The 22923-nt window shown below is 54.5% G+C and carries 19 protein-coding genes and 1 tRNA gene; 5 read left to right on the top strand and 15 right to left on the bottom strand.

From position 1 onward, the window contains the following. Window positions 1-184 precede the first annotated feature (184 nt). The 10 genes from clpX to HBA55_RS29915 all read right to left on the bottom strand — a co-directional run bounded on the left by clpX (window position 185) and on the right by HBA55_RS29915 (window position 12656). Entirely contained in the window at window positions 185-1504 is a 1320-nt protein-coding gene (clpX, locus tag HBA55_RS29960; RefSeq protein WP_166999096.1) for an ATP-dependent Clp protease ATP-binding subunit ClpX, read from the bottom strand. A gap of 179 nt (window positions 1505-1683) precedes the next feature. Further along, on the bottom strand, window positions 1684-2322 hold the full coding sequence (clpP, locus tag HBA55_RS29955) for an ATP-dependent Clp endopeptidase proteolytic subunit ClpP (RefSeq protein WP_166999094.1): 639 nt from the start codon (window positions 2320-2322) through the stop codon (window positions 1684-1686). 219 nt (window positions 2323-2541) lie between these two features. After that, complete coding sequence (gene tig / locus HBA55_RS29950) at window positions 2542-3861, bottom strand: trigger factor (protein ID WP_166999092.1); 1320 nt, start codon at window positions 3859-3861, stop codon at window positions 2542-2544. Window positions 3862-3947: 86 nt separating this feature from the next. Then, window positions 3948-4032: transfer RNA gene (locus HBA55_RS29945), tRNA-Leu, on the bottom strand. Between the two features lie 206 nt (window positions 4033-4238). Continuing rightward, complete coding sequence (locus HBA55_RS29940; RefSeq protein ID WP_166999090.1) at window positions 4239-5132, bottom strand: TraB/GumN family protein; 894 nt, start codon at window positions 5130-5132, stop codon at window positions 4239-4241. Between the two features lie 4 nt (window positions 5133-5136). Continuing rightward, window positions 5137-6495, bottom strand: coding sequence for a hypothetical protein (locus HBA55_RS29935; protein ID WP_166999088.1), 1359 nt, complete (start codon window positions 6493-6495; stop codon window positions 5137-5139). A gap of 149 nt (window positions 6496-6644) precedes the next feature. After that, window positions 6645-7823 carry an acetyl-CoA C-acyltransferase FadA gene (gene fadA / locus HBA55_RS29930; RefSeq protein ID WP_166999086.1) on the bottom strand — a complete coding sequence of 393 codons (1179 nt, stop codon included), beginning with the start codon at window positions 7821-7823 and terminating at the stop codon, window positions 6645-6647. 35 nt (window positions 7824-7858) lie between these two features. After that, entirely contained in the window at window positions 7859-10009 is a 2151-nt protein-coding gene (gene fadB, locus HBA55_RS29925) for a fatty acid oxidation complex subunit alpha FadB (RefSeq protein ID WP_166999084.1), read from the bottom strand. Window positions 10010-10147: 138 nt separating this feature from the next. After that, entirely contained in the window at window positions 10148-10669 is a 522-nt protein-coding gene (locus HBA55_RS29920) for a helix-turn-helix domain-containing protein (protein WP_166999082.1), read from the bottom strand. A gap of 91 nt (window positions 10670-10760) precedes the next feature. After that, window positions 10761-12656 (bottom strand): beta-ketoacyl synthase, encoded by a 1896-nt coding sequence (locus HBA55_RS29915; RefSeq protein WP_166999080.1) that lies wholly within the window; start codon window positions 12654-12656, stop codon window positions 10761-10763. A gap of 296 nt (window positions 12657-12952) precedes the next feature. Between HBA55_RS29915 and HBA55_RS29910 the strand changes: the two genes are divergently transcribed. Continuing rightward, window positions 12953-13951: a GlxA family transcriptional regulator gene (locus tag HBA55_RS29910; protein WP_166999078.1), complete on the top strand. Its 999-nt coding sequence runs from the start codon at window positions 12953-12955 to the stop codon at window positions 13949-13951. A 7-nt stretch (window positions 13952-13958) separates the two neighbouring features. Here the strand turns inward: HBA55_RS29910 and HBA55_RS29905 are convergent, their stop codons facing one another. After that, a complete protein-coding gene (locus HBA55_RS29905; RefSeq protein WP_240946361.1) occupies window positions 13959-14513 on the bottom strand; it encodes a class I SAM-dependent methyltransferase in 555 nt (184 codons plus the stop codon). Window positions 14514-14686: 173 nt separating this feature from the next. Then, complete coding sequence (locus HBA55_RS29900) at window positions 14687-15166, bottom strand: Hsp20 family protein (RefSeq protein ID WP_166999076.1); 480 nt, start codon at window positions 15164-15166, stop codon at window positions 14687-14689. A 221-nt stretch (window positions 15167-15387) separates the two neighbouring features. On the opposite strand from HBA55_RS29900, the gene thpR reads away from it, so the two are divergent. Further along, the gene (gene thpR, locus HBA55_RS29895; RefSeq protein ID WP_166999074.1) at window positions 15388-15957 is read left to right on the top strand and encodes an RNA 2',3'-cyclic phosphodiesterase; all 570 of its coding nucleotides are present in this window, start codon (window positions 15388-15390) and stop codon (window positions 15955-15957) included. On the opposite strand, the gene HBA55_RS29890 is transcribed toward thpR, so the two are convergent. Then, window positions 15929-16846 (bottom strand): TIGR01777 family oxidoreductase, encoded by a 918-nt coding sequence (locus HBA55_RS29890; RefSeq protein WP_166999072.1) that lies wholly within the window; start codon window positions 16844-16846, stop codon window positions 15929-15931. The genes thpR and HBA55_RS29890 overlap by 29 nt on opposite strands. 48 nt (window positions 16847-16894) lie before the next feature. Further along, complete coding sequence (locus HBA55_RS29885) at window positions 16895-17956, bottom strand: coiled-coil domain-containing protein (RefSeq protein WP_166999070.1); 1062 nt, start codon at window positions 17954-17956, stop codon at window positions 16895-16897. Between the two features lie 220 nt (window positions 17957-18176). Between HBA55_RS29885 and HBA55_RS29880 the strand changes: the two genes are divergently transcribed. After that, entirely contained in the window at window positions 18177-18614 is a 438-nt protein-coding gene (locus HBA55_RS29880; protein ID WP_166999068.1) for a universal stress protein, read from the top strand. A gap of 299 nt (window positions 18615-18913) precedes the next feature. Next, on the top strand, window positions 18914-19267 hold the full coding sequence (locus HBA55_RS29875) for an HPF/RaiA family ribosome-associated protein (RefSeq protein ID WP_166999066.1): 354 nt from the start codon (window positions 18914-18916) through the stop codon (window positions 19265-19267). Window positions 19268-19277: 10 nt separating this feature from the next. On the opposite strand, the gene HBA55_RS29870 is transcribed toward HBA55_RS29875, so the two are convergent. Next, window positions 19278-20285, bottom strand: coding sequence for an AraC family transcriptional regulator (locus tag HBA55_RS29870; protein ID WP_166999065.1), 1008 nt, complete (start codon window positions 20283-20285; stop codon window positions 19278-19280). A 242-nt stretch (window positions 20286-20527) separates the two neighbouring features. Between HBA55_RS29870 and HBA55_RS29865 the strand changes: the two genes are divergently transcribed. Then, on the top strand, window positions 20528-22903 hold the full coding sequence (locus HBA55_RS29865; protein WP_166999062.1) for a TonB-dependent receptor: 2376 nt from the start codon (window positions 20528-20530) through the stop codon (window positions 22901-22903). Window positions 22904-22923: the final 20 nt, after the last annotated feature.

Below are 22923 nucleotides of genomic sequence, written 5' to 3'. Positions count from 1 at the left end.
GTAATCTCTTTCGGGGACCCGTCTGTAAAGACATGTGTCAGTTTAGCTAAAAGAATGGGGGCTGATGGCCGGAAATACAACTTTTGAGGGGATAAAAACATAAAAAAAGGGGCTTATAAGCCCCTTTTCGTACAGCTTTCGCGCTTATAGCGCAAAGTGCGGTCAGCTGATGACAACCCTTAACTCACTCCTCGGGAGCAGCCTTGGGCGGCTCCAGCTCTGCGTCGCCGTTACCCGCATCCGTGCTCTCATAAACCAGCAGCGGCTCGGATTCACCCTTAATGACGGATTCGTCAACAACGACCTTGCTGACACCTTCCTCGGAGGGGATCTTGTACATGGTGTCGAGTAGTACGGATTCCATGATGGAGCGCAGACCGCGGGCACCGGTCTTGCGGTCCATGGCTTTTTGGGCTACGGCCTCCAGGGCGTCCTTACGGAAGTCTACATCCACCCCTTCCATTTCAAACAGCTTGCCGTACTGCTTGGTGAGGGAGTTTTTGGGTTCCGTGAGAATCTGCACCAGGGCTGCAAGATCAAGCTCTTCGAGAGTGGCGATCACGGGCAAACGGCCGACAAATTCCGGAATAAGACCGTAACGCACCAGATCTTCAGGCTCCAGCTCTCTGAAGGTTTCGCCCACATCCTTGCTGTCGTCCTTGCTCTTGACCTCAGCGTTAAAGCCGATACCACCCTTCTCTGAACGGTCACGGATGACTTTGTCGAGGCCTGCAAAGGCGCCGCCGCAAATAAACAGGATATTGGAGGTGTCCACCTGCAGGAATTCCTGCTGAGGATGCTTACGTCCACCCTGCGGGGGTACTGAGGCTACAGTGCCCTCAATCAGCTTCAGCAGTGCCTGTTGTACACCCTCTCCGGAGACATCACGGGTGATGGAGGGGTTATCGGACTTGCGCGAGATCTTGTCGATTTCATCAATGTAGACAATACCCTGTTGGGCTTTCTCTACATCGTAATCGCACTTCTGCAGCAGCTTCTGAATGATGTTTTCGACGTCTTCCCCCACATAACCGGCTTCGGTCAGGGTGGTGGCGTCGGCGATGGTGAAAGGAACGTTCAGCAGGCGAGCCAGGGTCTCTGCCAGCAGCGTCTTGCCGCTACCGGTGGGGCCTACCATCAAAATGTTACTCTTGCCCAGCTCGACGTCTTCTTTGTCCTTTTTCTTCTCCCCTACGCGCAGACGCTTGTAGTGGTTATATACGGCCACGGCCAGCACCTTCTTGGCGCGTTTCTGGCCAATGACATAGTCATCGAGGATTTCGGCAATTTCCTGAGGCGTAGGCAGGCGGTCGCTGCTGCCTTCGGAGGCGCTTTCCTGGATTTCTTCGCGAATGATATCGTTGCACAGGTCCACACATTCGTCGCATATAAATACCGAGGGGCCGGCAATGAGTTTGCGCACTTCATGTTGGCTCTTGCCACAGAAGGAGCAGTACAGCAGCTTGCCGTTGTCGTCCCCGCCGTCGGTGGTGTGGTCGGTCATTAAGCCTCTCCAATTCTCTATCTGGCTCTAGCGGATCAGGGCGCCTGAGGCTCAACGGCGTCTGGCATTCTGGCCCATCCCACTAACAATGCGTGCTGCAAGGCGGTTTTTCAAGGCTTTGTGTGCTGAAAAAGGGGCAGCCCGCTATGTTATCTGTAAATTACTAGCCCGGGTATAAATTACTCGCCTGGGACGCGATGCTCAAGGACGGCATCGACCAGCCCGTATTCGACGGACTCGTGGGCGCTCATGAAATTATCCCTTTCCGTGTCTTCGGCAATTTGGGCGACATCTTTACCGGTATGCAGGGCCATAATCTCGTTGAGGCGCTGGCGGGTCTTGAGGATTTCCTGGGCGTGGATATGAATATCGCTGGCCTGGCCCTGGGCACCACCGCTGGGCTGGTGGATCATAGTGCGGGCATTGGGCAGACAGTAACGCTTGCCTTTGGCACCGGCGGTAAGCAGAAAGGCACCCATGCTGCAGGCCTGGCCGATACACATAGTGCTCACGTCAGGTTTGATGAACTGCATGGTGTCATAAATGGACATGCCTGCCGTGACGGAGCCACCGGGGGAATTGATATAGAGGTGAATGTCTTTATCCGGGTTTTCGGCTTCCAGGAACAGAAGCTGAGCGACCACCAGATTGGCCATATGGTCTTCAACCTGGCCTACCATGAAAATGACCCGTTCTTTCAGCAAGCGGGAGTATATGTCAAAAGAACGTTCTCCGCGGGCCGTTTGCTCGATCACCATGGGAACGAGTCCTGAATTCTGAATAACGGACGCCTGCGAAGTGAAGTCTAGTGTTGCCATGCGTTTTACTTAATCCTTGTCGACAAATGCATCGAACTATTCCGTGATGGGCGAACTGAGGAGAGTGCTGCAGTTGGGTTGGCTTAAGGTACCTGAGGCCGTCACAGAATAGACTTGGAACTGAGCTTAAACGTTGCTGGAAAGATATTCCAGCCTGAAGCGGTAAATCGAGGAGGGATTGCCGCGAAACGAGTGTTTTGCGGCAAGTTTGACTATTTCTTACTCAGCGTTTTGCTCGGCGGGCTTGATCACTTCGTCGTAAGTACTGTCGACTTCGGTGACCTTGGCGTTGTCCAGAATGTGTTCGACCACCTGGTCTTCCAGCACCGCGGACTCAACGCTGGCCAGCAACTGCTGGTTGCTGTAGTAGTAGTTGACTACCTCTTCCGGCTCCTGGTAAGTGGAGGCCATTTCTTCGATCATCTCACGGACGCGGTCGCCGTCGGCCTTGATCTCGGCACTCTTAACCACTTCACCGACGATCAGACCCAGGGCAACGCGGCGCTCGGCCTGCTCTTTGAACATGTCGTCCGGCAGCAGTGACTTGAGATCCATGTTGGGCTGAGCACCACCGAATTGCTGCATCATCTGGCCGCGCAGAGCGTCAATCTCGCCGGCAATCAGGGATTTGGGCAGCTCAACTTCGTGGGCTTCAATCAGCTTGTCCATGACCTGGTTCTTGACCTTGGTCTTGGCGGCGTTTTTGAGCTCGCGCTCCATGTTCTTGCGAACGTCTGTGCGGAACTGCTCCTCACCGCCCTCTTCCACGCCGTATTTCTTGAAGAATTCTTCGTCCAGTTCAGGCAGCTCCTGCTCGGAGATGGTGTTCACTTTAACGACGAACTCAACCGCGGCGCCTTTCAGCTCCTCGGCGTGGTAGTCTTCAGGGAAGCTCAGAGCCAGGGTCTTTTCCTCGCCGGCGCTGAGGCCGACGATGCCGTCTTCAAAGCCGGGGATCATGGAGCCGGAGCCCAGTACCAGATTCTGGCCCTCAGCCTTGCCGCCTTCGAACTCTTCGCCGTCTTTGGTGCCGGTGTAATCGATGTTGACCTGGTCTTCGTTGGCAGCAGCGCGCTCAACTTCTTTCCAGCTGGCCTGCTGCTTGCGCAGGACTTCGATCATGTTTTCAATATCGCCGTCCTGGACTTCAGCGTTCAGCTTTTCGATTTCGAAGCTGGCGGTATCGCCCAGAGCGATTTCGGGGTACACCTCGAACGTGGCAGTAAATTCCACATCCTTGCCTTCGCCCATTTCTTTGGGCTCAATGGCGGGCTGGCCGGCAGGTTTAACGTCTTCCTTTTCAACGGCTTCGTAGAAGGAGCGGCTCATGACTTCGCCCAATACTTCCTGACGAACACCGGCACCAAAGCGCTGCTTGACCACTTTCAGAGGAACCTTGCCCTTGCGGAAACCGTTCAGACGCACGGTCTTGGCCGCTTCCTGCAGGCGCTTGGTTACTTCAGTGTCTACTTGCTCGGCGGGGATGCCGACGGTCATAACGCGTTCCAGACCTTCGGTTGTCTCGATTGAAACCTGCATGGTGTTCCTCGTGAATCAGGTCAATACCTGTGTATCAAAGTGTTTGATGGCTGCGGTCACCAGGCCGGTGCCGCCGGTTAGTTAAATGGTGCGGACGGAGAGACTTGAACTCTCACACCTTGCGATACTAGAACCTAAATCTAGCGCGTCTACCAATTCCGCCACGTCCGCAAATCTTGTCTTTGTCGATAAGCCGGGTAAAACGTGAGTTTCCTCTTTAGCTTACCAACGCAACCCTTTGTTTTTTTAGGGAATATTGGTTCTTCCCAAAGGGTCGTCGTTTCAAGGGGTGCTGATTTTGCCACACTCACAACCCCGGTTCAACTCCGGTTGTGGCATAAGGCGGTGAATATTTTATGATTTGTGTATTAATTGTCCTATTGAAGCCGCTTTACCCGGTATCCTGCATTCTGCAGCAGGGCCCGAATGCCGTCATCGCCGACAATGTGGCCGGCACCCACCACCATAAACACGACCGTACCGGCATCGATTTCCGCTTGCAGACTGGAAAACATGCGCCGATTACGCTCGCCAAATAAGCGTTGGTAGAGCTCGTGCTCCAAATCTCCATCAAAGGCGCCTTTGATCGCCTGATCCAATGATGTCTCATCCCCTGCCCGCCAGGCATTGATGATGTTTTCCAGATAACCACTGCCCTGTTCAAAGTCTGTCAGTGTTTGAGAGAGAAAATCCAGTTGCGAGTCGTGGTCAAGATCATCAAACAGGCTCATCTGGTCACTGAAGCTCTCCAGCTGCAGAATGGGTTTGGCGGGTTGGCTGACTTTGGCCAGCCGCACGAAATAGCGATCGATACCGTATTCTTCACCGAAGCCGCTCTGGCGTACCTGAGCGGCAGCCAGCTGAATCGCAACCAGCCAGGGTTTTAATCGCTGCAGGTTGTTGGTCGGAATTCCCAATTGCTGCGAGACTTGCTGTAGCTGCTGCCATTTGGCCGTTGGCAGGTGTTCTTCGAGGGTCACGCCGATCGGATAGCGGCCATACTCCATCAGAATGCGGCTGGCCTCGCCCGGGTCAACGCGATTGAGGTCAATTTCCACCATCAGTTCCCGGCTGCGCCGGAAGGCTCGCATGACGGTATCAGACAGAGGATAGATATCCTGGTGGCCAAAGTGTATGGATCCAAACAGATAGGCCCGCCCTTTCCCTTCCACGGCGTCCACCTGCCAAAGACTGGGCGCTGCATAGGCGGAGGAAAGGCAAAAGATGAGAGCCAGGAACAACACTTGCAACTGGCGCAGACTGTTTCTCATGGTCTTAGGACTCCACCGGATTGGATATCAAGATTATGGATTCTTCATCGCCGCTGTTTTGAAGCTGTACCGAGGTTAAATCTGCACCGATCAGTGCGGCCATTTCGCCTCCAAGTTCTGTATCACACACAACCGTTGTGCCGATCAGACCTATTGCCAGCAGGTACCCCGGGGCTGATGGCAGTTGATAGTGAGCTCCGGGCTGCAGAGTGATGCGTCTGACCAGAAAATCAGAAAATCTAACGACTTCCTGTACGCTAACTCCTGCCTCGCAGTGCACAACCGGCAGAGGTTCTGGTGTGGAGGGGACGAGGTTCATGCAGGCCAGTGCGCTGTCGGTGTCCCAGTGATCCTGGGTCAACACTTTTTGTGCGAAAGACACGATCTGACGCTCGTAGACCGGTGTCTGGAACTCAATCGTTCTAACACCGTGCAGCAGGGAATGAGGTGTAAAACAGGGCACCTTCACCACATCGCCAACGCGGAGCGGCAGAGTTGCCTTGAAGTCATCCATGGCCTGGCGCGCCTGTTCTTCTTGCCGGCGAAGCCGGGAATCTATGCGATTGAGCCAGACCTTCTGTTGCTCGGCGGAGACCGGTTCTCTCAGGCCGATACCCTCTTCCAGGCGAAAGCTGTCAATCTGGTTGTCGATATTGCGCCGGATGGCCTCATAGTCCTTAACCGCTGTGCCAAACGCTGACACAAAGGCATCCCGATCGGGGTATTGAGCCAGTCGTTCGCTATCAAACCCAAGCCGGATGCCGCCGCTTCCCTCAGGCCAGGCCGTCGAGTCCACACTGGTGACAACATAGACTTCCTGCTTCTCCTGATGCAGCTCGAAGTAGAGATCGCCAAACACCGCTTCCGGCAAAGGGTCGAGAATCTTAAGCAGGTTCAGGGCGCGTTCGCGCCGGTTGCTCAGCTGTTGCGGCAATAGCGCCAACAGCCATGGCAGCGGGATGCTATGCTTGCCGTCCCCAATCAGGGACTGCCCCCGTTCTTCGACGCCGGTAAACCAGATTTCCTGCCCCCAGGGCTTGGCGATATGGATGGGCGTCAGTGGTAATGCCCGATCCAGATCAAAACAAGGCAGCGCCAGGCCTTGGGCCAGCTCTTCAAAATCGAAATCCTGGGCACAGAACTGATGTTCCACCTCTGGAGAGTACCGTGCCAATAAGAGTCTGGAGACGCGGTCTGCAGTATACTCGACCAGTGCAATCAGCCTGATAGATGGGGTATCCGGCAGATAGTATTGGGCGAAATCAAAACTCAGACAGGCGCTCGCGGTCTCTGAGCCGGATAATGTCGCTCTGCATTGGCTGAGGTAGACTTCGGGATCTTGGACCTGGTTGCAGACGCTCAATGCCGTCTCCCTGAGTTGCAGGTTGGGGATGATATCGTAAGCGGTAGCACCGCCGGCGCGAGAGTCTAGCAGAATGGATCCAGGAGACCAAAAAGAGATCTGCCGGAATCAGGTTCCGGCAGATTCTGGGGCTTTATTACGGACAAGAATCAGCTGACGCGCTCGATAACCGTGCTAATGCCCTGGCCCAGACCGATACACATGGTGGAAATACCCATGCTCAGGTCGCGGTCCTGCATAACGGTCAGCAGGGAGCCGCTGATGCGAACACCGGAACAACCGAATGGATGGCCCAGGGCGATGGCGCCACCATGAACATTGACCTTGGAATCCATGTCGTCCAGCAATTGCAGGTCCTTGAGTACTGGTAATGCCTGCGCCGCAAACGCCTCGTTCAACTCCACATAGTCCACATCTTTCATGTCCATACCCAGTTGCTTGAGGGCCTTCTGGGTGGATGGAACCGGACCGTAGCCCATAATGGAGGGATCAACGCCCGCCAGTGTGCAGGCACGGATCCTGGCGATAGGCGTCAGGCCCAGCTGCCGGGCTTTTTCGGCCGACATAATCAGCATGGCGGAAGCGCCATCGGTGATCTGCGAGGAGGAGCCGGCAGTCACAGTGCCGCCCTTGGGGTTAAATGCCGGGCGCAGCTGTGCCAGACCTTCAACCGTGGTATCCGGGCGGATGGTTTCGTCCTGCTCCACCATAAAGGGCACGCCGTTTTCGTCGTGCCCCATCAGGGGAATGATTTCACGATTGAACTTGCCCGCTTCACGGGCTTGCGAGGCGAGGCGGTGTGAGCGGGCGGAAAACTCGTCCATCTGCTCACGGTTGATGCCGTGCATCAGTGACAGCATTTCAGCGGTCATGCCCATGCTGCCGGCGGCCTTGGCCACAGACAGGCCCAGCTGCGGGTTGGGATCCACACCCTGCATCATGTTGATATGACCCATGTGCTCTACCCCGCCCACCAGATAGACATCACCGAGGCCGGCGATTACGTTGGCTGCAGCGGTATGCATGGCGGACATGGAAGAGCCGCATAGACGGTTGACGGTCTGGGCGGGAATGGTGTGCGGCAGGCCGGCACGCAACAGCGCCATCCGGGCAATATTCATGCCCTGCTCTTCGCGCTGCATTACGCAGCCCCAGATCAGGTCATCAATATCCGCCGGGTCGAGGGCCTCGTTGCGGGCCAGCAGCCCCTTGATCACCTCGGCGCTGATGTCATCGGCGCGGACGTTGCGGAAACAGCCGTTCTTGGAACGACCCATGGCACTGCGGGCGTAATCGACGATAACCGCATCTCTGGAATTCAAGCTCACGATGGTATCTCCTGTGATTCGTTTAATGGGCCGTCTCAGCTGTAGTAGCCGGTGCCGGATGCAGCCATCTCACGCTGCTTGTCAGTAGCCTGGTAGAGGCCGCCCAGGTGCTGGTACTTGTCGCACAGCTCGACAAATTTGGCGATACCAATGCTGTCGATCCAGCGGAAGCAGCCGCCACGGAATGGCGGGAAGCCGATACCGTAAATCAGGGCCATATCGGCTTCTGCGGCGGAATCCACCACGTTTTCTTCTAGGCAGCGAGCCAGCTCGGTTGCCATCGGAATCATCATGCGGGCAATGATTTCCTCTTCGTCAAAGTCCTTGCGTTCGGCGCAGACGGGGGCGATCAGATCATAGGTTTCTTCCGTGACCGTCTTCTTGGGTTTGCCGCGCTTGTCCGGCTCGTAGCTGTAGAAGCCCTTGCCGTTCTTCTGACCGTAGCGCTCGTTCTCGAACATGACGTCAGCGGCGGTCTTAAAGTCTTTGCTCATGCGGTCCGGGAAGCCCTCGGCCATCACCTCTTCAGCGTGACTGCCGGTATCGATACCGACCACATCCAGCAGGTAAGCCGGACCCATGGGCCAGCCCCACTTTTCCATCACCTTATCTATTTGCTGGAAGTCAGCGCCGTCACGAACCAGACCGGCAAAACCGGCAAAGTATGGGAACAGTACGCGGTTAACCAGGAACCCCGGACAGTCGTTGACAACCACCGCCTTTTTGCCCATGGCGTTGGCGTAGGCAACTGTGCGGGCTACGGCTGTGTCGCTGGTTTTTTCGCCACGGATAACCTCAACCAGCGGCATGGCATGTACCGGGTTAAAGAAGTGCATACCACAGAAGTTTTGCGGGCGTTGCATGGCTTCTGCCAGATAGGTAATAGAAATGGTGGATGTGTTGGAGGCGATGATAGCGTCCTCTGACACCTGCTTCTCCACATCCGCCAGTACAGCGTGCTTGACCTTGGGGTTTTCCACAACGGCTTCAACAACCATGTCGACACTGTCAAAATTCTCATAGGACAGAGTCGGCTCGATACTGGACAGGATCTTACCCATCTTATCGGCGTTCATACGGCCACGGGCGACCAGCTTGCTCAACAATTTGTTGGCTTCATTCATGCCCAGATCCAGACCCGCCTGCGCGATATCCTTCATTTTGATGGGCGTGCCTTTGAGGGCTGACTGGTAGGCGATACCACCGCCCATGATGCCTGCACCAAGTACCGCGGCGCGCTCAATCTTCTTGTCTGATTGCTTCTCCCAGCCCTTGGCCTTTTTGGCGACCAACTGATCGCTGAGGAAGATACCCACCAGAGCCTTGGCGGCGTCGGTATTGGCGACTTTGATAAAGCCTTCTTTCTCTACTTCCAGCGCTCCATCGCGCTCCATACCGGCGGCTTTCTGCATGCACTTCACGGCGGTCACAGGGGCCGGATAGTTAGGGCCCGCCTGACCGGCAACAAATGCTTTGGAGGTCTCGAACGCCATCAGAGATTCGATATCATTCAGCTGCAGGGGTGCCTTCTTCTGCGCACGGCGGCTGGCATAGTCCAGTTTGCCGTCAATGCATTGTTGCAGCACCTTGAGGGCACCATCGCGAAGGGCTTCGGGGGTGACCACACCATCGACGACACCAGCCTTCAGTGCGGCGTCCGCCTTTTGGTCTTTACCGGAGGCAATCCACTCAATGGCGGTGTCGCAACCGGCCAGACGTGGCAGGCGCACAGTGCCGCCCCAGCCAGGGATCAGACCCAATTTGGCTTCTGGCAGGCCGACCCGGGCCACATTGCTCATAATGCGGTAGTCGCAGGCCAGGCAGAACTCCAGACCACCACCCAGCGCAAAGCCGTTGATAGCGACAACGACGGGAACCTTCAGGTCTTCTAGACGATTATTGTTGACATTGTTCTTGCCGAGGTGCTCGCCGGTGGAGTCACCACCAGCGGCAAACAGGGGCACAAATTCGCTGATATCGGCGCCGACGATAAAGACACCCTTGCCACTGGTAGCGAGTACGCCTTTCAGTCCTTCCGCCTGCTCCAGGGCATCTATTGCCTGCTCGAGCTCTGCCACGGTGGCGCTATCGAATTTGTTTACTGATTCGCCCTGGGCGTCGAAATTCAACTCGGCGATGCCGTCATCCAGCATCTTGACCGAAAGGGTCTTCCCTTCAAATATCATCTTGCACCTCTCTTGTTGCCGGCGATTTTGCAATCGGCCGGAGTTTGGTTGGGCGGCAGTATAGCGATTTTAAACGCTTGTTTGAACAGCTGCGCCAGGATCGTTAAATAGTATAGGCGTTGCCGGCGAGGGCAACGCTTAGGAACGGGTGACCACTACCCAGCGGGCTTCACTCACCAATGGCATCACCCGATAGGGGCTTGGCGCGGATATCGACACACTTTGACCCCGTTGGAGACGTTCGTTGATACCGAGAGAGTGAAACTCGATTTCTCCTGCGGTCACCAGGATCAATGTGTCGAAACGTGCCATGGAGGTGTGGGGAGACTGCTCGCTATGGTGGGCGCGCAAGGTCAATGGGTGGTCAGGGAATTCGCTGTCCGCATGTAATTGGGCAATCAGCGGGTCTGTTTCACTGGCGACCTCTGTGCGCGAAATACGGCAGGGATGTGTACCGGGGGTGATGGAAAAAAAGTCACTAAGACTGATAGGAAATCCCCGCAGTACCTTTTCCAGTGATTGGATTGAGGGACTGACGGAGCCCTGCTCGATCACTGAAATGGCACTGTTGGGAACGCCCGCCCGTTTGGCGAGCTCTCGTTGGGACCAGCCGTGAAATTCCCGAATGGATTTCAAGCGCTGGCCGACGGCGTCTGGCATGCTAATCCCTAAATTTGCGGCTCCTAAGGGCAGTCATCCTAGCAAATTCAGGTCTACTGTGGCCATCCCCCTGTGATGGTCTTGTGCAATTTCAGCACATATCGTCATAGCGATGGCTGTTTTGATATTCGACCTTTTGGCTCAGGCCTGGAATTTCAATACCGTCACCATTGATGGCGATAGCCTGCTCGTCGATCATATCTTTGCCGAACTTGTAGACAATATTGAAATCGCCCCGCAGTGCCGCCTGATCATAGTGATTGGCTTTCGCTTCAACCTGCTGCAGCTTGTCAGCGTGAGCCCGAATGGCGTCATCGCCATAACGCTTGGTCAACATCGACATGACAATATTGGGGGACAGGACCACACCGGTGGCGTTATTGCCTCCGAAGCCTTTGGAATTGATAAAGGCGATATCCAGATCAGTCTTTTGGATATCTTCGGTCGAGATCTGCAGGCGCTCTTGAACAACGTCATCAGCCACCTTGCCGATGGTTTTAATGCCCGGGATCAGGCCGTAGTGAAAACTGCCAAGGGCTGCCACCAGCTGGTCACCGCTGGCTGGCGCCAGTGAGTGGCCGACGTAGGCCTTAACGGCAGCCAGGGGCCAGTTGTCGATATCGAACGCCTGGGCCACGCGATCAAACAATTCTGATTCCGTGACGCGGTTGGCGGGAGTGCTGGAACCGTGAGCATGGATCATACTGCGCTGTTGCACGGACTCTTCGCCCAGCAGATCGCGGGCCGAAGCCACTGCCTTGGCCAGGGTGATGTAATTGCCTGGTCCGGGTGCGGAAATGGATTTCTTGTGGCCGTCTGCATTGACGAAGACATCGGTAACAGCGCCGTGAATCTGAGCACCCAGCTGCAGTGCCAGTTGATCGTCCATCAGCACGACAAACTGGGCGGATTCGGCGATGGTGAAGCCGCAGTTGTCGCTGAACGGACGGCTGGAACGACGCAGATCCGGAGTGTCGGTGCCCTCGACTTTCTTCAAGCCGTCAACGGTGGCCAACGCGCTCATGGCGGCATAGCCTTCAACGATTTCAGGGGTGATGGGAGCTTCACTGTTGCCGGCAATGGCCACGCGTGCTTTACCGGATTGAATGGCTTCAACCGCCATCTTCAGGTTGTACAAAAAGGTGGCGCAGGCACCGGAAGCCGCCGCCGTGGTGCCCAGGCTGCCCAGAACATAAGCGTTCACAAAGTCAGCCGGCATGGTGTTGAGGCCCAGTGGCAGCTGCTTGGCAGATACCCGGCCCCCCTTGAGGCGGGATTGCATCATGCCGCCAAAGCCATTGTCGTCCAGCTGGCTCATGATGCTACCGGCGAATACGGCCATTTCGTCAGGTCGCACTACGTTCTGAATGTCCTTCCAGTCAATACCGATGGAATGCAGCGCGTCGCTCATGCCCACTATGGTCATTTGCAGACCGCGGGGATGGAAGCGGGAGTTGTAGAGTTTGCTGACATCGAAACCATCGGGCAGCTGGCCGGCGGACTTGACAGGCATTTCCCGGTAGGAGTCCACTCTGACCTCTACATTGTCTTCCAGAACCACTTCAACGTGGGTGTCAGAGTATTCGTTTACGGTCCAGGAGGAAGGCGCACGACAGGGCAATTGTTTTTTGGACAGTATAAAGCTGGTTTTCTCGCCTTTCGGGGCAACGGTTACAGATTGCTGCCAGGGCGTGGCCTCCACATCAAAGTAGCGGTTGCCAATGCGGCGAATCAGGGTCGCTTCGAGGATCTGGTCTGCAAATTGTGCCTCAATTTGTGCAAGATCCAGCGGAGTTCCTTCTAGAGTGGCGAAGCCCTCTTCGCCAGCTTGAATCAAGCCCGTCATGACTGCCAGGCCAGCCAGAGTCTCCTGCCGGGAGTGCGCATCCAGGCTTTCAATAACCATACGGCGGAAGCCATGGTGGAAAGAGCTGCGCCCGGCGGCGTTATAACCCCCAAATCCAACAATAACCGGTAATTGATTCATGGGCTTACTCCTTGCTTTCCTGAAACGGGTGGTAAGGGCGTGCTTTCGGTGTGCCCCGAGTCGATGAGTACAGTTTAGGTCAGTCAAACTGCTGAGCCAATGGTATTTTAGTCACGATTACTGGCATAATAGCCAGTCTCGGGTGGGCGTGCTGGCGCAATGGCCTAAAGGCCGATTAGGCTAAGGTTGGAGCTTAGGATTGAACCGCAGAACAGATCAGAGCAAGAAGGCCCGGATTACAGAGGGTTGGGGACACCCTGCCCGAATTTCTCACTGAAGACTAAGGTTGGAACTCCATGAAACGACGACTCGGCGCCACCTTTATGCTGGTCGAGGACATGCTGGCCACAAGCATCACTCTGCCCATCGAGATGATGAATGCGGCCCATAGCGCTGCCAAAGGAAGGGACCGGCGGGGAGCACGGCTCAATATCGCCTCGGCGGCCAAAACCCGCGACCCAGTGCCCACGCGCTCCGGTTTTGTGCTGACGCCCGACCTGGCCATAGAGGAGATTGGCTCCACCGATATGGTGATCATCCCCTCTCTATGGAGAAACCCTCGCCCTATTATGCGTCGCAACCCGGAGATTATCGAATGGCTGCGCCACTTGAACCAACAGGGCAGTATTCTGATCGCTGTTGGCACCGGTTGTTGTTTTCTCGCTGAAGCCGGCTTGCTTAACGGCAAGGCGGCCACCACGCACTGGCACTACTTTGATCAGTTCCAGCGGGACTATCCGGATGTGGAGTTGAAGCGTCAGTATTTCATTACGCAATCGGGCAATATCTACTGTGCCGCCAGCGTCAACGCGGTAGCGGATCTGACAGTTCACTTTATTCATCGCACTTATGGGCAGGAAATCGCCAGTCACGTACAGCGTAACTTTTCACACGAAATTCGTCGCCCTTACGAATCCACCAGTTACTACGATGACAAACACCGCTACCACCCTGACGAAGACATTGTACAGGCGCAGATCTGGTTGCAGGACAATTGTCAGAAAGAGGTGCTACTGAAATCCGTCGCTGAAAAATTTGACATGAGCGTGCGTACCTTTAATCGTCGCTTTAAAAACGCCACCGGTAAGACGCCGCTGCAGTACCTGCAGGAAATCCGCATCGATATGGCGAAGGACTTGCTGCAGACCAGCAATCTGTCGGTGAGCGAAATTGCCTACAAGGTGGGCTACCAGGATATGGGGCACTTCTCCAGTTTGTTCAAAAAACTGTTGTCGACCACGCCCAGTGATTATCGGGCGACGGTAAGGGCCAAACTATTTTCGGCGGAAACCTGATCCCAAATCAAAGTTTGGTGAAGATCAACGTGTCTGGACCGCACAATTCCAATTGGCATTGCCATTGATCGGCGAGATACTCGAAACTGCGATCATCAAAAAAACAAATATGGGTCGGGTCGTTTTTGTAGTGCCAGCGACGAAAAGCCTCCAGATCCCGAACCCGTTTAGTCATGACTCCAAATAAGCCACCAGTTTTGAGGCATTGCCAAAGCCTTTCCAACTCCTGGCGGGGTTGACTGAGATGTTCCACTACCTCAGTTGCGGAGATAAAGTCATAAGATATCTTGAATATTTCGCGATTGGGAAAATAAAAGTGGTCGTAGAGTTCTACCTTGTGACCTTCAGCGCGAAACATCTGTGCGAGAGCGGGTCCTGGTCCGCAACCGAAATCCAATCCGTGACTGCTTTGCGGTAATTTGGCAAGCTTTTCCTTGAGCGGGTCAAACATGCGGCCGAGAAAACGGCGATAGCCTTTGTCATCCACGCAGTTGTCGTGTTTGTCGTACTCGTGTTTTTCCGCTTCGGCATCCAAGTGAAAGCGCTTTGGCACGTGCACCATAAAACAGTGTTGGCAACGCCAGTACTCCCGTTGTTTGTCACGGTGAAAAAACTGACAGGAACTCTGACAGAGTGGGCAACTGGATGGGTTGTTCATGGGTCGCAAACGACGACAGCAGGACGCCACAGGCGCCCTGCTGTTCTTAGTTGTTGATCAGTTAGAAGAGCCTGGTATCAGGCGACGTTCTGTCTTTCGCCTTCAATCGTCTTTGGAGAATCCTTTTGGATGGATTGTGACTGGATCTGAATGTTTCGCGGCTTCATGGCCTCTGGAATCTCGCGGACCAGATCAACGTGCAACAGTCCGTTTTCCAGTCGTGCGGAATCGACGCGCACATGGTCGGCCAGTTGGAAGCGGCGTTCGAAGTTGCGTGCGGCGATGCCCTGGTGCAAGAACTGACGTCCGTTGGTGTCTTCGTTTTTGTTGCCAGAGATGGTCAGCGTGTTTTGTTCGGTCTGGATGTTTAGATCCTGCTCGGTAAATCCGGCAAGAGCCATGGTGATTCTGTATTCATTTTCCTCCAGCAATTCGATATTGTATGGAGGGTACCCGCCCTGCACCTGTTCAGTGCGGCTGAGGCTGTCGAGCATGTTTGCCATGCGGTCAAAGCCAATCGCGGTACGGTAGAGAGGAGAAAAGTCGGTGTTGCGCATAGTCATATCCTTCTTGATAAGCAATATGTAAGTGGTTGGCCTCTATGGCCTTTTCAATAAACGCCGTGGCATCTGCCCCCGGTGTTGTTAAGCTCCTCTATTGAGCAAGCTTGTTAATGTATATTGGGCTCCGCAAATGGTTTTCAAGGGATAAATTCAATTTTTTTTATTTCACCAAAAGCCCCTTCAGCTAGGACCGTCCCTGGTACCAAGGAGATCTTATGAAAGAGAATGATCATCAGGAACCGAGGCTGAGGACTTTCGTTGGGATTGAGCTTTCGGCTGCCGCGAATGCTGTTCTGAATCAGTGGATGCAGCATGAACATTTGGTCAAATCATTCGACCGAGCCGGAAATCAGGTGCGAAGAATTCCTGCTCGCAACCGGCATGTCACCTTGGTTTTTCTGGGAGATACTGCGTCTGCCAGAATCGCAGAGATTCAAAACATATTGCAGGCAGCCTCTCGAGAATTCTCTCCTTTTGGTTTGCAGTTTGATCGAATAGCCAGTTTCCCCGATGCAAAATCACGCATTATTGCTGCGCTTTGCCCCTTGGTTCCTGAGTTGGAGCAAATGCATCGTGAAGTATCAAAGCGGCTGCATCAATGTGATCGACGGCGCTTTAAACCTCACATCACACTGGCGCGATTGAAGTGCCCAATGCCCTGGTTACGGCCCACTGAGTTTGCGCCACTCGAATTGCAGGTCAGCTCGTTGGCGCTGTTCGAGAGCCAGCTGACGCCCGGCGGCAGTGAATATTCCGTTATTCAGCGCTGGGCGCTGACAGGCTAGACTGCAGCGCAGACGCAAGATCCGGGTATTGAAAATGAAACCCATTGTGCAATGCGACTTCGGGTATCACCCGCTGTCCCGAGAGCAACAGTTCATCGCCCATTTGACCAAACAACAGACGGGCAACCGCTGCGGGCATGGGAAAGACGGCGGGACGGTGCAGCGCCTGCGCCAGCTGCCGCGTAAATTCCGCATTGGTTACCGGTTCAGGGGAGGTGGCATTTATAGCGCCGCTCAGCCTTTTTTGCTTGAGACAGAACTCAATCAGGGCAATAAGATCACTACGCTGAATCCAGCTCATCCATTGCTTTCCGTCCCCTATTTTGCCGCCAAGGCCCAGTATGAACGGCAGCTTTAACCTGCCGAGAATACCACCGTTTGGGCCCACCACCACACCGATCCTCAAACGACATACCCGACTGCCGAGCTGCTCGAATGCCAGGGCGGCATTCTCCCAGTCGTGGCACAGTTGCTGTGAGAAACTGGGATGGCAGTGACTGTGCTCCGCCAAAGGATTATCCCCGTGAGGGCCGTAGTAACCGATGGCAGAGCCCGAAATGACGGTGGTGGGATTTTGTTGGTGTTTGCGATAGAGCCTAACCAGCTGTTGTGTCAGGTCGATGCGGCTTTCGTACAGCTGGCGTCTTCGCCGTGCGCTCCAGCGCTTATCGGCGATACCCTCGCCGGCCAGATTGATAATCAGTGATGGCAGTTCTTCGTCCAGTGCGTCCAATTGGTTCACAACACGCACCCCGGAGGGAACGCCGGGGTGTTGTTGCCGACTGAGCACCCAGGGTTGGTAGCCGCCATTGACCAGCTTGGGAAGCAGTTCACGACCAATAAAACCCGTTCCGCCGGTGACGAGAATGGGACGCTTGTGATGTGTCATTCGGGAGCTCCTGTTTCCTGCCTGAGTGTAGCAGTTACAGTCCACTCCCTATAGATGCTGCAACAAAGACTTTCGGAACATCACCAGCCTTGGGCGCGATGGCCGTTTGGCATCAAAGATAAACACATATTCGGAACCGTCATCCGATGCCGGGATGGTGCGGCGAAACTTGTGTTTGCCAATCTGGATAATCTGGCGTCCTTTTGTCACCTGGGTATCGACGCGGTATTGGTTTTGGCCGAGGAACTCAAATTCTGAGGTGCCCAGCTTGCTGCCTTTCAGAGTCAGCCGCTTAAACGTCGCTCGGCTGTTGCCGCCCTCAGCGACCAGTTTTTCAAGACGTTCAATTTCCTTTTGTGCGTAGGCCAGCGCTTCCCGATCCAATTCGGTCATTTCCGGGCTGGGAGACAGGGTCTGCGGGGTTGCGGATGTCGCTGAGATGACAGTCTCAGTAATGCCGGTCCTGTCACTTAATGAATTGGCGTTTTGCTGAGGTGAAGATGCTTCCTGTACCTGTTTTGCTGCCGCCATACGGCGTGCTTTTTCCCTGGCTGCCAATTCCAGCTCTCGTTCCCGCTTGGCTTTGGCTGCCATCTCCTGTTCGGCTCGCCGGCGCGCTTCCTCCGCCTGGGCTAAAAGGCGTACCCGCTCTTTCTCTCTGGCTTGCGCCTGTCGCTCAGCATTGGCAATTTTCGAGTGCTGTGCGGTTATTCGCTGTTCGTCATCCTCCAGACTTGCCACAACGTCGTCCCGGGATTGGTTGAGCATGGCCTGGCGATTTTGAATTCTCTCTACCCGCTTGGTACGGGTGCGGACGCCGCGTTCAGCCATCTTCAGCCGGTGTTCGGCCAGTTTCAGTGCGCGCGCGGAGTCTTCCGAGGGAGAATTGGAATGGGTTTGTCTGGCGCTGTCAGCGCTGCTACGGGCTTTGTTTAATTCCTGCTGCTGAGTTTGCAGATCCTGCTCAGCCTCGGCCAGTTTGTGCTGGTAGCCGTACAACTGGTTGTCAATGGCTTCCAGCTCACTGGTACGATTTTCCATGGCCTGCTGGTAGCGCTCCAACCGATCGCGCTCCTGTGCCGGGGTTGAGGCCTGTACAGGCAATGCCAAACTACTGATCAGCAAGGGTAAGAGGAGTTGTTTACTAAACATCATTATATTTATAGTTGTTTCGTACTCTGATTTGTCTATTGCCCGCGTCCATCGGCAAGCCGTGACTCTACCCACCTGTCGGCATGAATTCAAGCACCACTCACTTGGGGTATTTCTCAGCTAGACTAGCTAGTGACTATCCATAAACCTACGCCTACTGCGGCCTGGAGAGAAACCCGTGAGCCATTACCAGACTATTTTGTGTGCAGTCGATCTATCAGACGAAAGTGCCATTATTATCAAAAAGGCGATGCGGTTGGCGGGAGATGATCCTGAGCGGGTACAAGTGATTCACGCCTGCGAGCATCCCATCACCGGATACGGGGAAATCACCGGCAAGAACCATGTCATTACTGAGGCTCAGATTCGTCAGCAGGCTTATCCCCTGCTCTGTCAGATTCTTGAGACTGTCGGCTTGGATGTTGGTCAGGCGCATATCGTCTTTGGTCGCCCGGCCGACGCAGTACATGAGCTGGCCAAGACATTGGGCGCGGATTTGATTGTGACTGGCAGCCATGGCAAAGCTGGTATTCAGCTGTTGCTGGGCTCCACGGCAAATAGCATCCTGCACGGAGCTGAGTGCGACGTGTTAACAATCAGGGTGGGTGGCGACTGATTCAGAATAAATTCATTCACCCGTGTTCAAAAGTCAGCGGTGTTCAGACATGGGAGATCATCAAAATCTGGCTGAAAAATGAACGGCTTTGAAGGCTTTGGAAGGGAATTGGATCGAGATAATCAGCGCAATTTAGCACGCCTGTCGGTAGCCGCCAAGGGCTTTTTGCCACATCATTGATTTATCTGAAAATCATGACAGTTGCGTTAAAAAAAGCTTGAAATCTGTTCTTGCAACGGCAATATAAAACCCAGAGGTGGCCACCTTGACACACTTTTTCACGAGGCAAAGGAGCTACTATGCAAAGCACGAATACCGTTATCTACCGCGACCTGGATGCGTCTCAAGCCCTCACCAGCGTGATCGACAAGAAGCTTGAGAAACTCAAGCGTTTTTCCAGTCAAATCAGTAGTAGTCGCGTTGTTCTGGATTCTCCTCATCAACACAAACACAAAGGCAAACTGTATCGTGCGCAGATTGAACTGGGAGTAAAAGGAAACGCCATTACGTTACATCAGGACAGTACTTCCATACATATCGCCGTCAGAGACGTGTTTAAGGCGGCTGAACGCAAGCTCAAGGAAGTCTCAGGAAAAAAACAACACAAACATGTGCGTTACGAAACCGCTACTGAGGAAGACAGCATTCATTAACGACGTGATTTCACTGATGTTTCCCTGCCTGCTCCCTGTATTCTGATGGGGAGCATCCCTGCCAGCGTTTGAAGGCGCTGGCAAAATTGCTCTGGTCACTGAACCCCAGCGTCAGGCTGATATCCGTTACAGAGCGGTTACTTCCGGCCAACAGTTCTTTTGCCAGCTGATGGCGAACCTGTCTGAGTATATCCACGAAAGAAACCCCCTCTTCTGCCAGTCGTCGCTGCAACTGTCGAGAGCTCATACATAGGGATTCGGCAATCTGTTTTTGCTTGGGCTCCCCCTGATCCAGTAAACGACGGATTTCGGCTTCCACCCGAACGGCGATATGACTCTTGTGCAGCTGACGCAGTGAATCCAGGGCAACCTGTTCACTGGCAAGGGCGAGCGCCGGGTTACTGGCACTCAGTGGTATATCCAGCAACTGTTCATCAAAGATGGCGCGGTCACGAGAACACCCGAAATGGACCTCAGCTGAAAAGGTCTCCCTCCAGATCTCAGGGGTCTTGGGGGTTGGTCTGACCAGCTCTACACGAAAAAGGCCACCTTCCGGTATGTGCTGGCAATAGGAATACATGAAGGCGTCGATGGCTTCGTGGGCGACCTGCAGGCGGTCCGCGGGTGTCAATTGAATGGAGAACTTACAGTTACCTCGTTCATCACATTCATAGTCCAAATCGGCGATATCACTGATCAGGTGACTCAATTTAACCAGTCGGTCCAGTGCTTCGCGCATATTGCCGCTCGCCTCCAGGGCCACACCCAGCCCGTGAAAGGTCAGAGCGGAGCAATAACCGGGGACTCGCAGGCCAAATGCTTCATCACCACTGACTTCAACACAACGGTGCCACAGGTCAGACATCGCTGGCACCGCAAACCGGGCGTTGGCGTCTTTGACCAGTTTAGGGTCAAGTCCGACATCTTTAAAGACCTGCCTGGCATCCAATCCCATGGCCTCCAGGGTTTCGTAGATGGCTCCCGCCCAAGTGGCAAGCGTGGTGTTCTTTTCGGTCATTACTGCTGTATCTCTCTATGATGCATTCCCGTTGCTGACCTGCAGTTTGCGCGGTTGGCGTCTATTCTTTCCTTTGGTACCGAACGAACGGTTCCTGGCGTCTCTCAACCGTGTCCTGGCGTTTTGGCACCGGTCAATCACCTCATGGAGGCCTACCATCTAATTCAGATGGCTAGGGTAAACCCCAATGCTGTCAGATTGGTTCTGAGAACCGATAACAATAATCTGCGAGAGAGTCACCTATGAGAGTCAAGACGCCCCTATTAACCCTGTCGATTGCCGCCGCCCTGGCTCAGCCATCAATGGCACAAGAAGGCTTTGCCCTTGAGGAAATTATAGTTACCGCACAAAAGCGGGCACAGAGTCTTCAGGATGTCCCCGTTTCTGTCAATGTGGTCAGCGGTGAAAATATTACAGAAAACAGCATCCAAAATCTGGACGAATTATCCGGCATTGTGCCCAATCTCACTATTACTGAGGGTTCTCAGTCCACCAACATTTTTATCCGGGGATTGGGTTCCGGCATCAACCAGGGCTTTGAACAGTCCGTGGGCATGTTTATCGACGGTATCTATGCCGGACGCGACCGGCAGTTTCGGGCGCCGTTCCTGGATGTGGAAAACGTCGAGGTATTGCGTGGACCTCAGGGAACTCTGTTTGGCAAGAATACCATCGCCGGCGCGTTGAATATCACCACAGCCAAACCAACTGAAGAGTTTGAAGCGCGAGCGACCACCACCTATGAGCCTGAGCGCAATGAATATACCCTGGAAGCGGTGGTTTCCGGGCCCTTGAGTGATGACTTGGGGGGGCGTCTTGCATTACGCCAGTCTGAGGGAGACGGGTACCTGGACAACACCTACAGTGGTCGTGAAGAGTCTTCTCACGTTGAAACCGTGATTCGTGGTACCGTGGTATGGGATGCCTCAGAAGACCTGACTCTCACCGCGAAGCTGGAAACCGGCCGATACGATGTAGGTGGTGAATCCAACAGCCTTGATCAGACAGGCCCTTGGGCGCCACTGTTTACGGACATTGATCCGGATTTTGACCTCAATGACCCCTACAGCCGTTCCACCAATCTTGTGGAATCGTCCTACAACGACAACGACAGTTTCACCCTGACAGTTGACTGGCAATTGGGTGAATACACCCTGACGGCCATTACCGGCTATTCAGCGTATGAATACAGTGATGTCCAGGACGTGGATTTTACCCCGCTGGAAATGCTCAGTCAGTTTCAGGACCAGGAGTTCGAGCAATGGAGTCAGGAAATCCGGCTGACGTCTCCGCTGGGTGAGAGCTTTGACTTTATCGCGGGCGTTTATTGGCAGACCTCAACGCTGGAACACCATAAGCGCCTGGCATCCTACCTCGGCTCTCTGCAGCCAGCGTTGCCGGCAGGCCCTGGCGGAGTTTTTGGTGGCCAGTATGGCATCCTGCCCTCGCCACTGGGTGGTGGATTGAGCGGTGCCATCTACACGGGGGCGGCTACCAATTTGCGCAATAGCCGTGTCAGTGACTTTGAACAGGATTCCGATACCGTTGCGGTCTTCGCCCAGGGCAACTGGCATATCAGCGAGCAGTTGCACCTGACCATGGGTTTGCGCTACACCCAGGAGCGCAAAGAGGCCGAACGGGAATTGTATCTGTCTGAATACGATTCCGAGGTGCCATTCAACCCTGCTCATCCTCTCTACCCGACCCTGCTGACCATCCAGGGCGGCGTATTTGGTGCCTTTGCCCATGAAATTGAAGATGACCGCACAGCCAGCGATCTCTCTCCATCCCTCAAACTGGCCTATGATCTGAATGACGAAACCATGATTTATGCCAGTGTCAGCAAGGCCTTTAAGTCCGGTGGTTTTGATGAGGCAGGTACTTCGGGCGACGACCCCGGCGAATTTGTCGGACAGGTTGCGGCCCCTTTCGACTATGAAGAAGAAGAGGCTCTGGCGTTTGAATTGGGCGCCAAACTGAGGCTGCTTGACGGTGCTGCCACATTGAATCTGGCGGCGTTTGAGACCCGCTACGAAGATTTGCAGGTCAGCGCCTTTATTGGTGACAAGTTTCTTGTAGGCAATGCGGCAGAAGCGACCACCCGTGGTCTGGAGCTGGATGGCAACTGGCGTCTCACGGAGGGTTTGACCCTGTCCGCCTCCATGGCATACCTCGATGCCACTTATGACAGTTTCGAAAATGCCAGTTGCACCTACGCCCAGGTGGCCGCTTTTGGCGGTCAGGGCTGTACCCAGGATCTCTCCGGCGAGTCTTTGGCCTATGCGCCGGAATGGAGTGCCAGTGTAAACCTTAATCATGTGACGTCACTGGGAGAAACCCTGGAGTTGCGTTCCAACCTCGGTCTCGCCTACACCGATGAGCAGTATCTGGCCCAGGATCTGGATTCGGCGACCCTGGAAGACAGTTACGTTCTGACCAACGCCAGAATCGCATTGTCCGATATGTCGGATCGCTGGGAGTTGGCCCTGGTCGGCAAGAATCTGACCGATGAAGAGGTGCGCACCTTCGCCAATGATGTGCCATTGATGGCTGGCGCGATTTTCGCCTACCGCTTGCCTCCGCGCAGTGTGGCGGTGCAATTTTCCATTCGTTATTGAGTCTACAGGCGGCTCTGGTT

The sequence above is a fragment of the Pseudomaricurvus alkylphenolicus genome (assembly GCF_011683955.1).
GTDB classification, from domain to species: domain Bacteria; phylum Pseudomonadota; class Gammaproteobacteria; order Pseudomonadales; family Cellvibrionaceae; genus Pseudomaricurvus; species Pseudomaricurvus alkylphenolicus.
Note: the sequence above shows the minus strand (reverse complement) of the source record. Positions and strands in the feature narration are given on the sequence as shown.

What these genes read in the sequence shown, in the direction of transcription:
- clpX (WP_166999096.1), bottom strand. Translation starts at nt 1,504, where the DNA reads ATGACCGACCACACCACCGACGGCGGGGACGACAACGGCAAGCTGCTG.
- clpP (WP_166999094.1), bottom strand. Translation starts at nt 2,322, where the DNA reads ATGGCAACACTAGACTTCACTTCGCAGGCGTCCGTTATTCAGAATTCA.
- tig (WP_166999092.1), bottom strand. Translation starts at nt 3,861, where the DNA reads ATGCAGGTTTCAATCGAGACAACCGAAGGTCTGGAACGCGTTATGACC.
- HBA55_RS29940 (WP_166999090.1), bottom strand. Translation starts at nt 5,132, where the DNA reads ATGAGAAACAGTCTGCGCCAGTTGCAAGTGTTGTTCCTGGCTCTCATC.
- fadB (WP_166999084.1), bottom strand. Translation starts at nt 10,009, where the DNA reads ATGATATTTGAAGGGAAGACCCTTTCGGTCAAGATGCTGGATGACGGC.
- HBA55_RS29920 (WP_166999082.1), bottom strand. Translation starts at nt 10,669, where the DNA reads ATGCCAGACGCCGTCGGCCAGCGCTTGAAATCCATTCGGGAATTTCAC.
- HBA55_RS29915 (WP_166999080.1), bottom strand. Translation starts at nt 12,656, where the DNA reads ATGAATCAATTACCGGTTATTGTTGGATTTGGGGGTTATAACGCCGCC.
- HBA55_RS29910 (WP_166999078.1), top strand. Translation starts at nt 12,953, where the DNA reads ATGAAACGACGACTCGGCGCCACCTTTATGCTGGTCGAGGACATGCTG.
- HBA55_RS29905 (WP_240946361.1), bottom strand. Translation starts at nt 14,513, where the DNA reads ATGGTGCACGTGCCAAAGCGCTTTCACTTGGATGCCGAAGCGGAAAAA.
- HBA55_RS29900 (WP_166999076.1), bottom strand. Translation starts at nt 15,166, where the DNA reads ATGCGCAACACCGACTTTTCTCCTCTCTACCGTACCGCGATTGGCTTT.
- thpR (WP_166999074.1), top strand. Translation starts at nt 15,388, where the DNA reads ATGAAAGAGAATGATCATCAGGAACCGAGGCTGAGGACTTTCGTTGGG.
- HBA55_RS29890 (WP_166999072.1), bottom strand. Translation starts at nt 16,846, where the DNA reads ATGACACATCACAAGCGTCCCATTCTCGTCACCGGCGGAACGGGTTTT.
- HBA55_RS29875 (WP_166999066.1), top strand. Translation starts at nt 18,914, where the DNA reads ATGCAAAGCACGAATACCGTTATCTACCGCGACCTGGATGCGTCTCAA.
- HBA55_RS29870 (WP_166999065.1), bottom strand. Translation starts at nt 20,285, where the DNA reads ATGACCGAAAAGAACACCACGCTTGCCACTTGGGCGGGAGCCATCTAC.
- HBA55_RS29865 (WP_166999062.1), top strand. Translation starts at nt 20,528, where the DNA reads ATGAGAGTCAAGACGCCCCTATTAACCCTGTCGATTGCCGCCGCCCTG.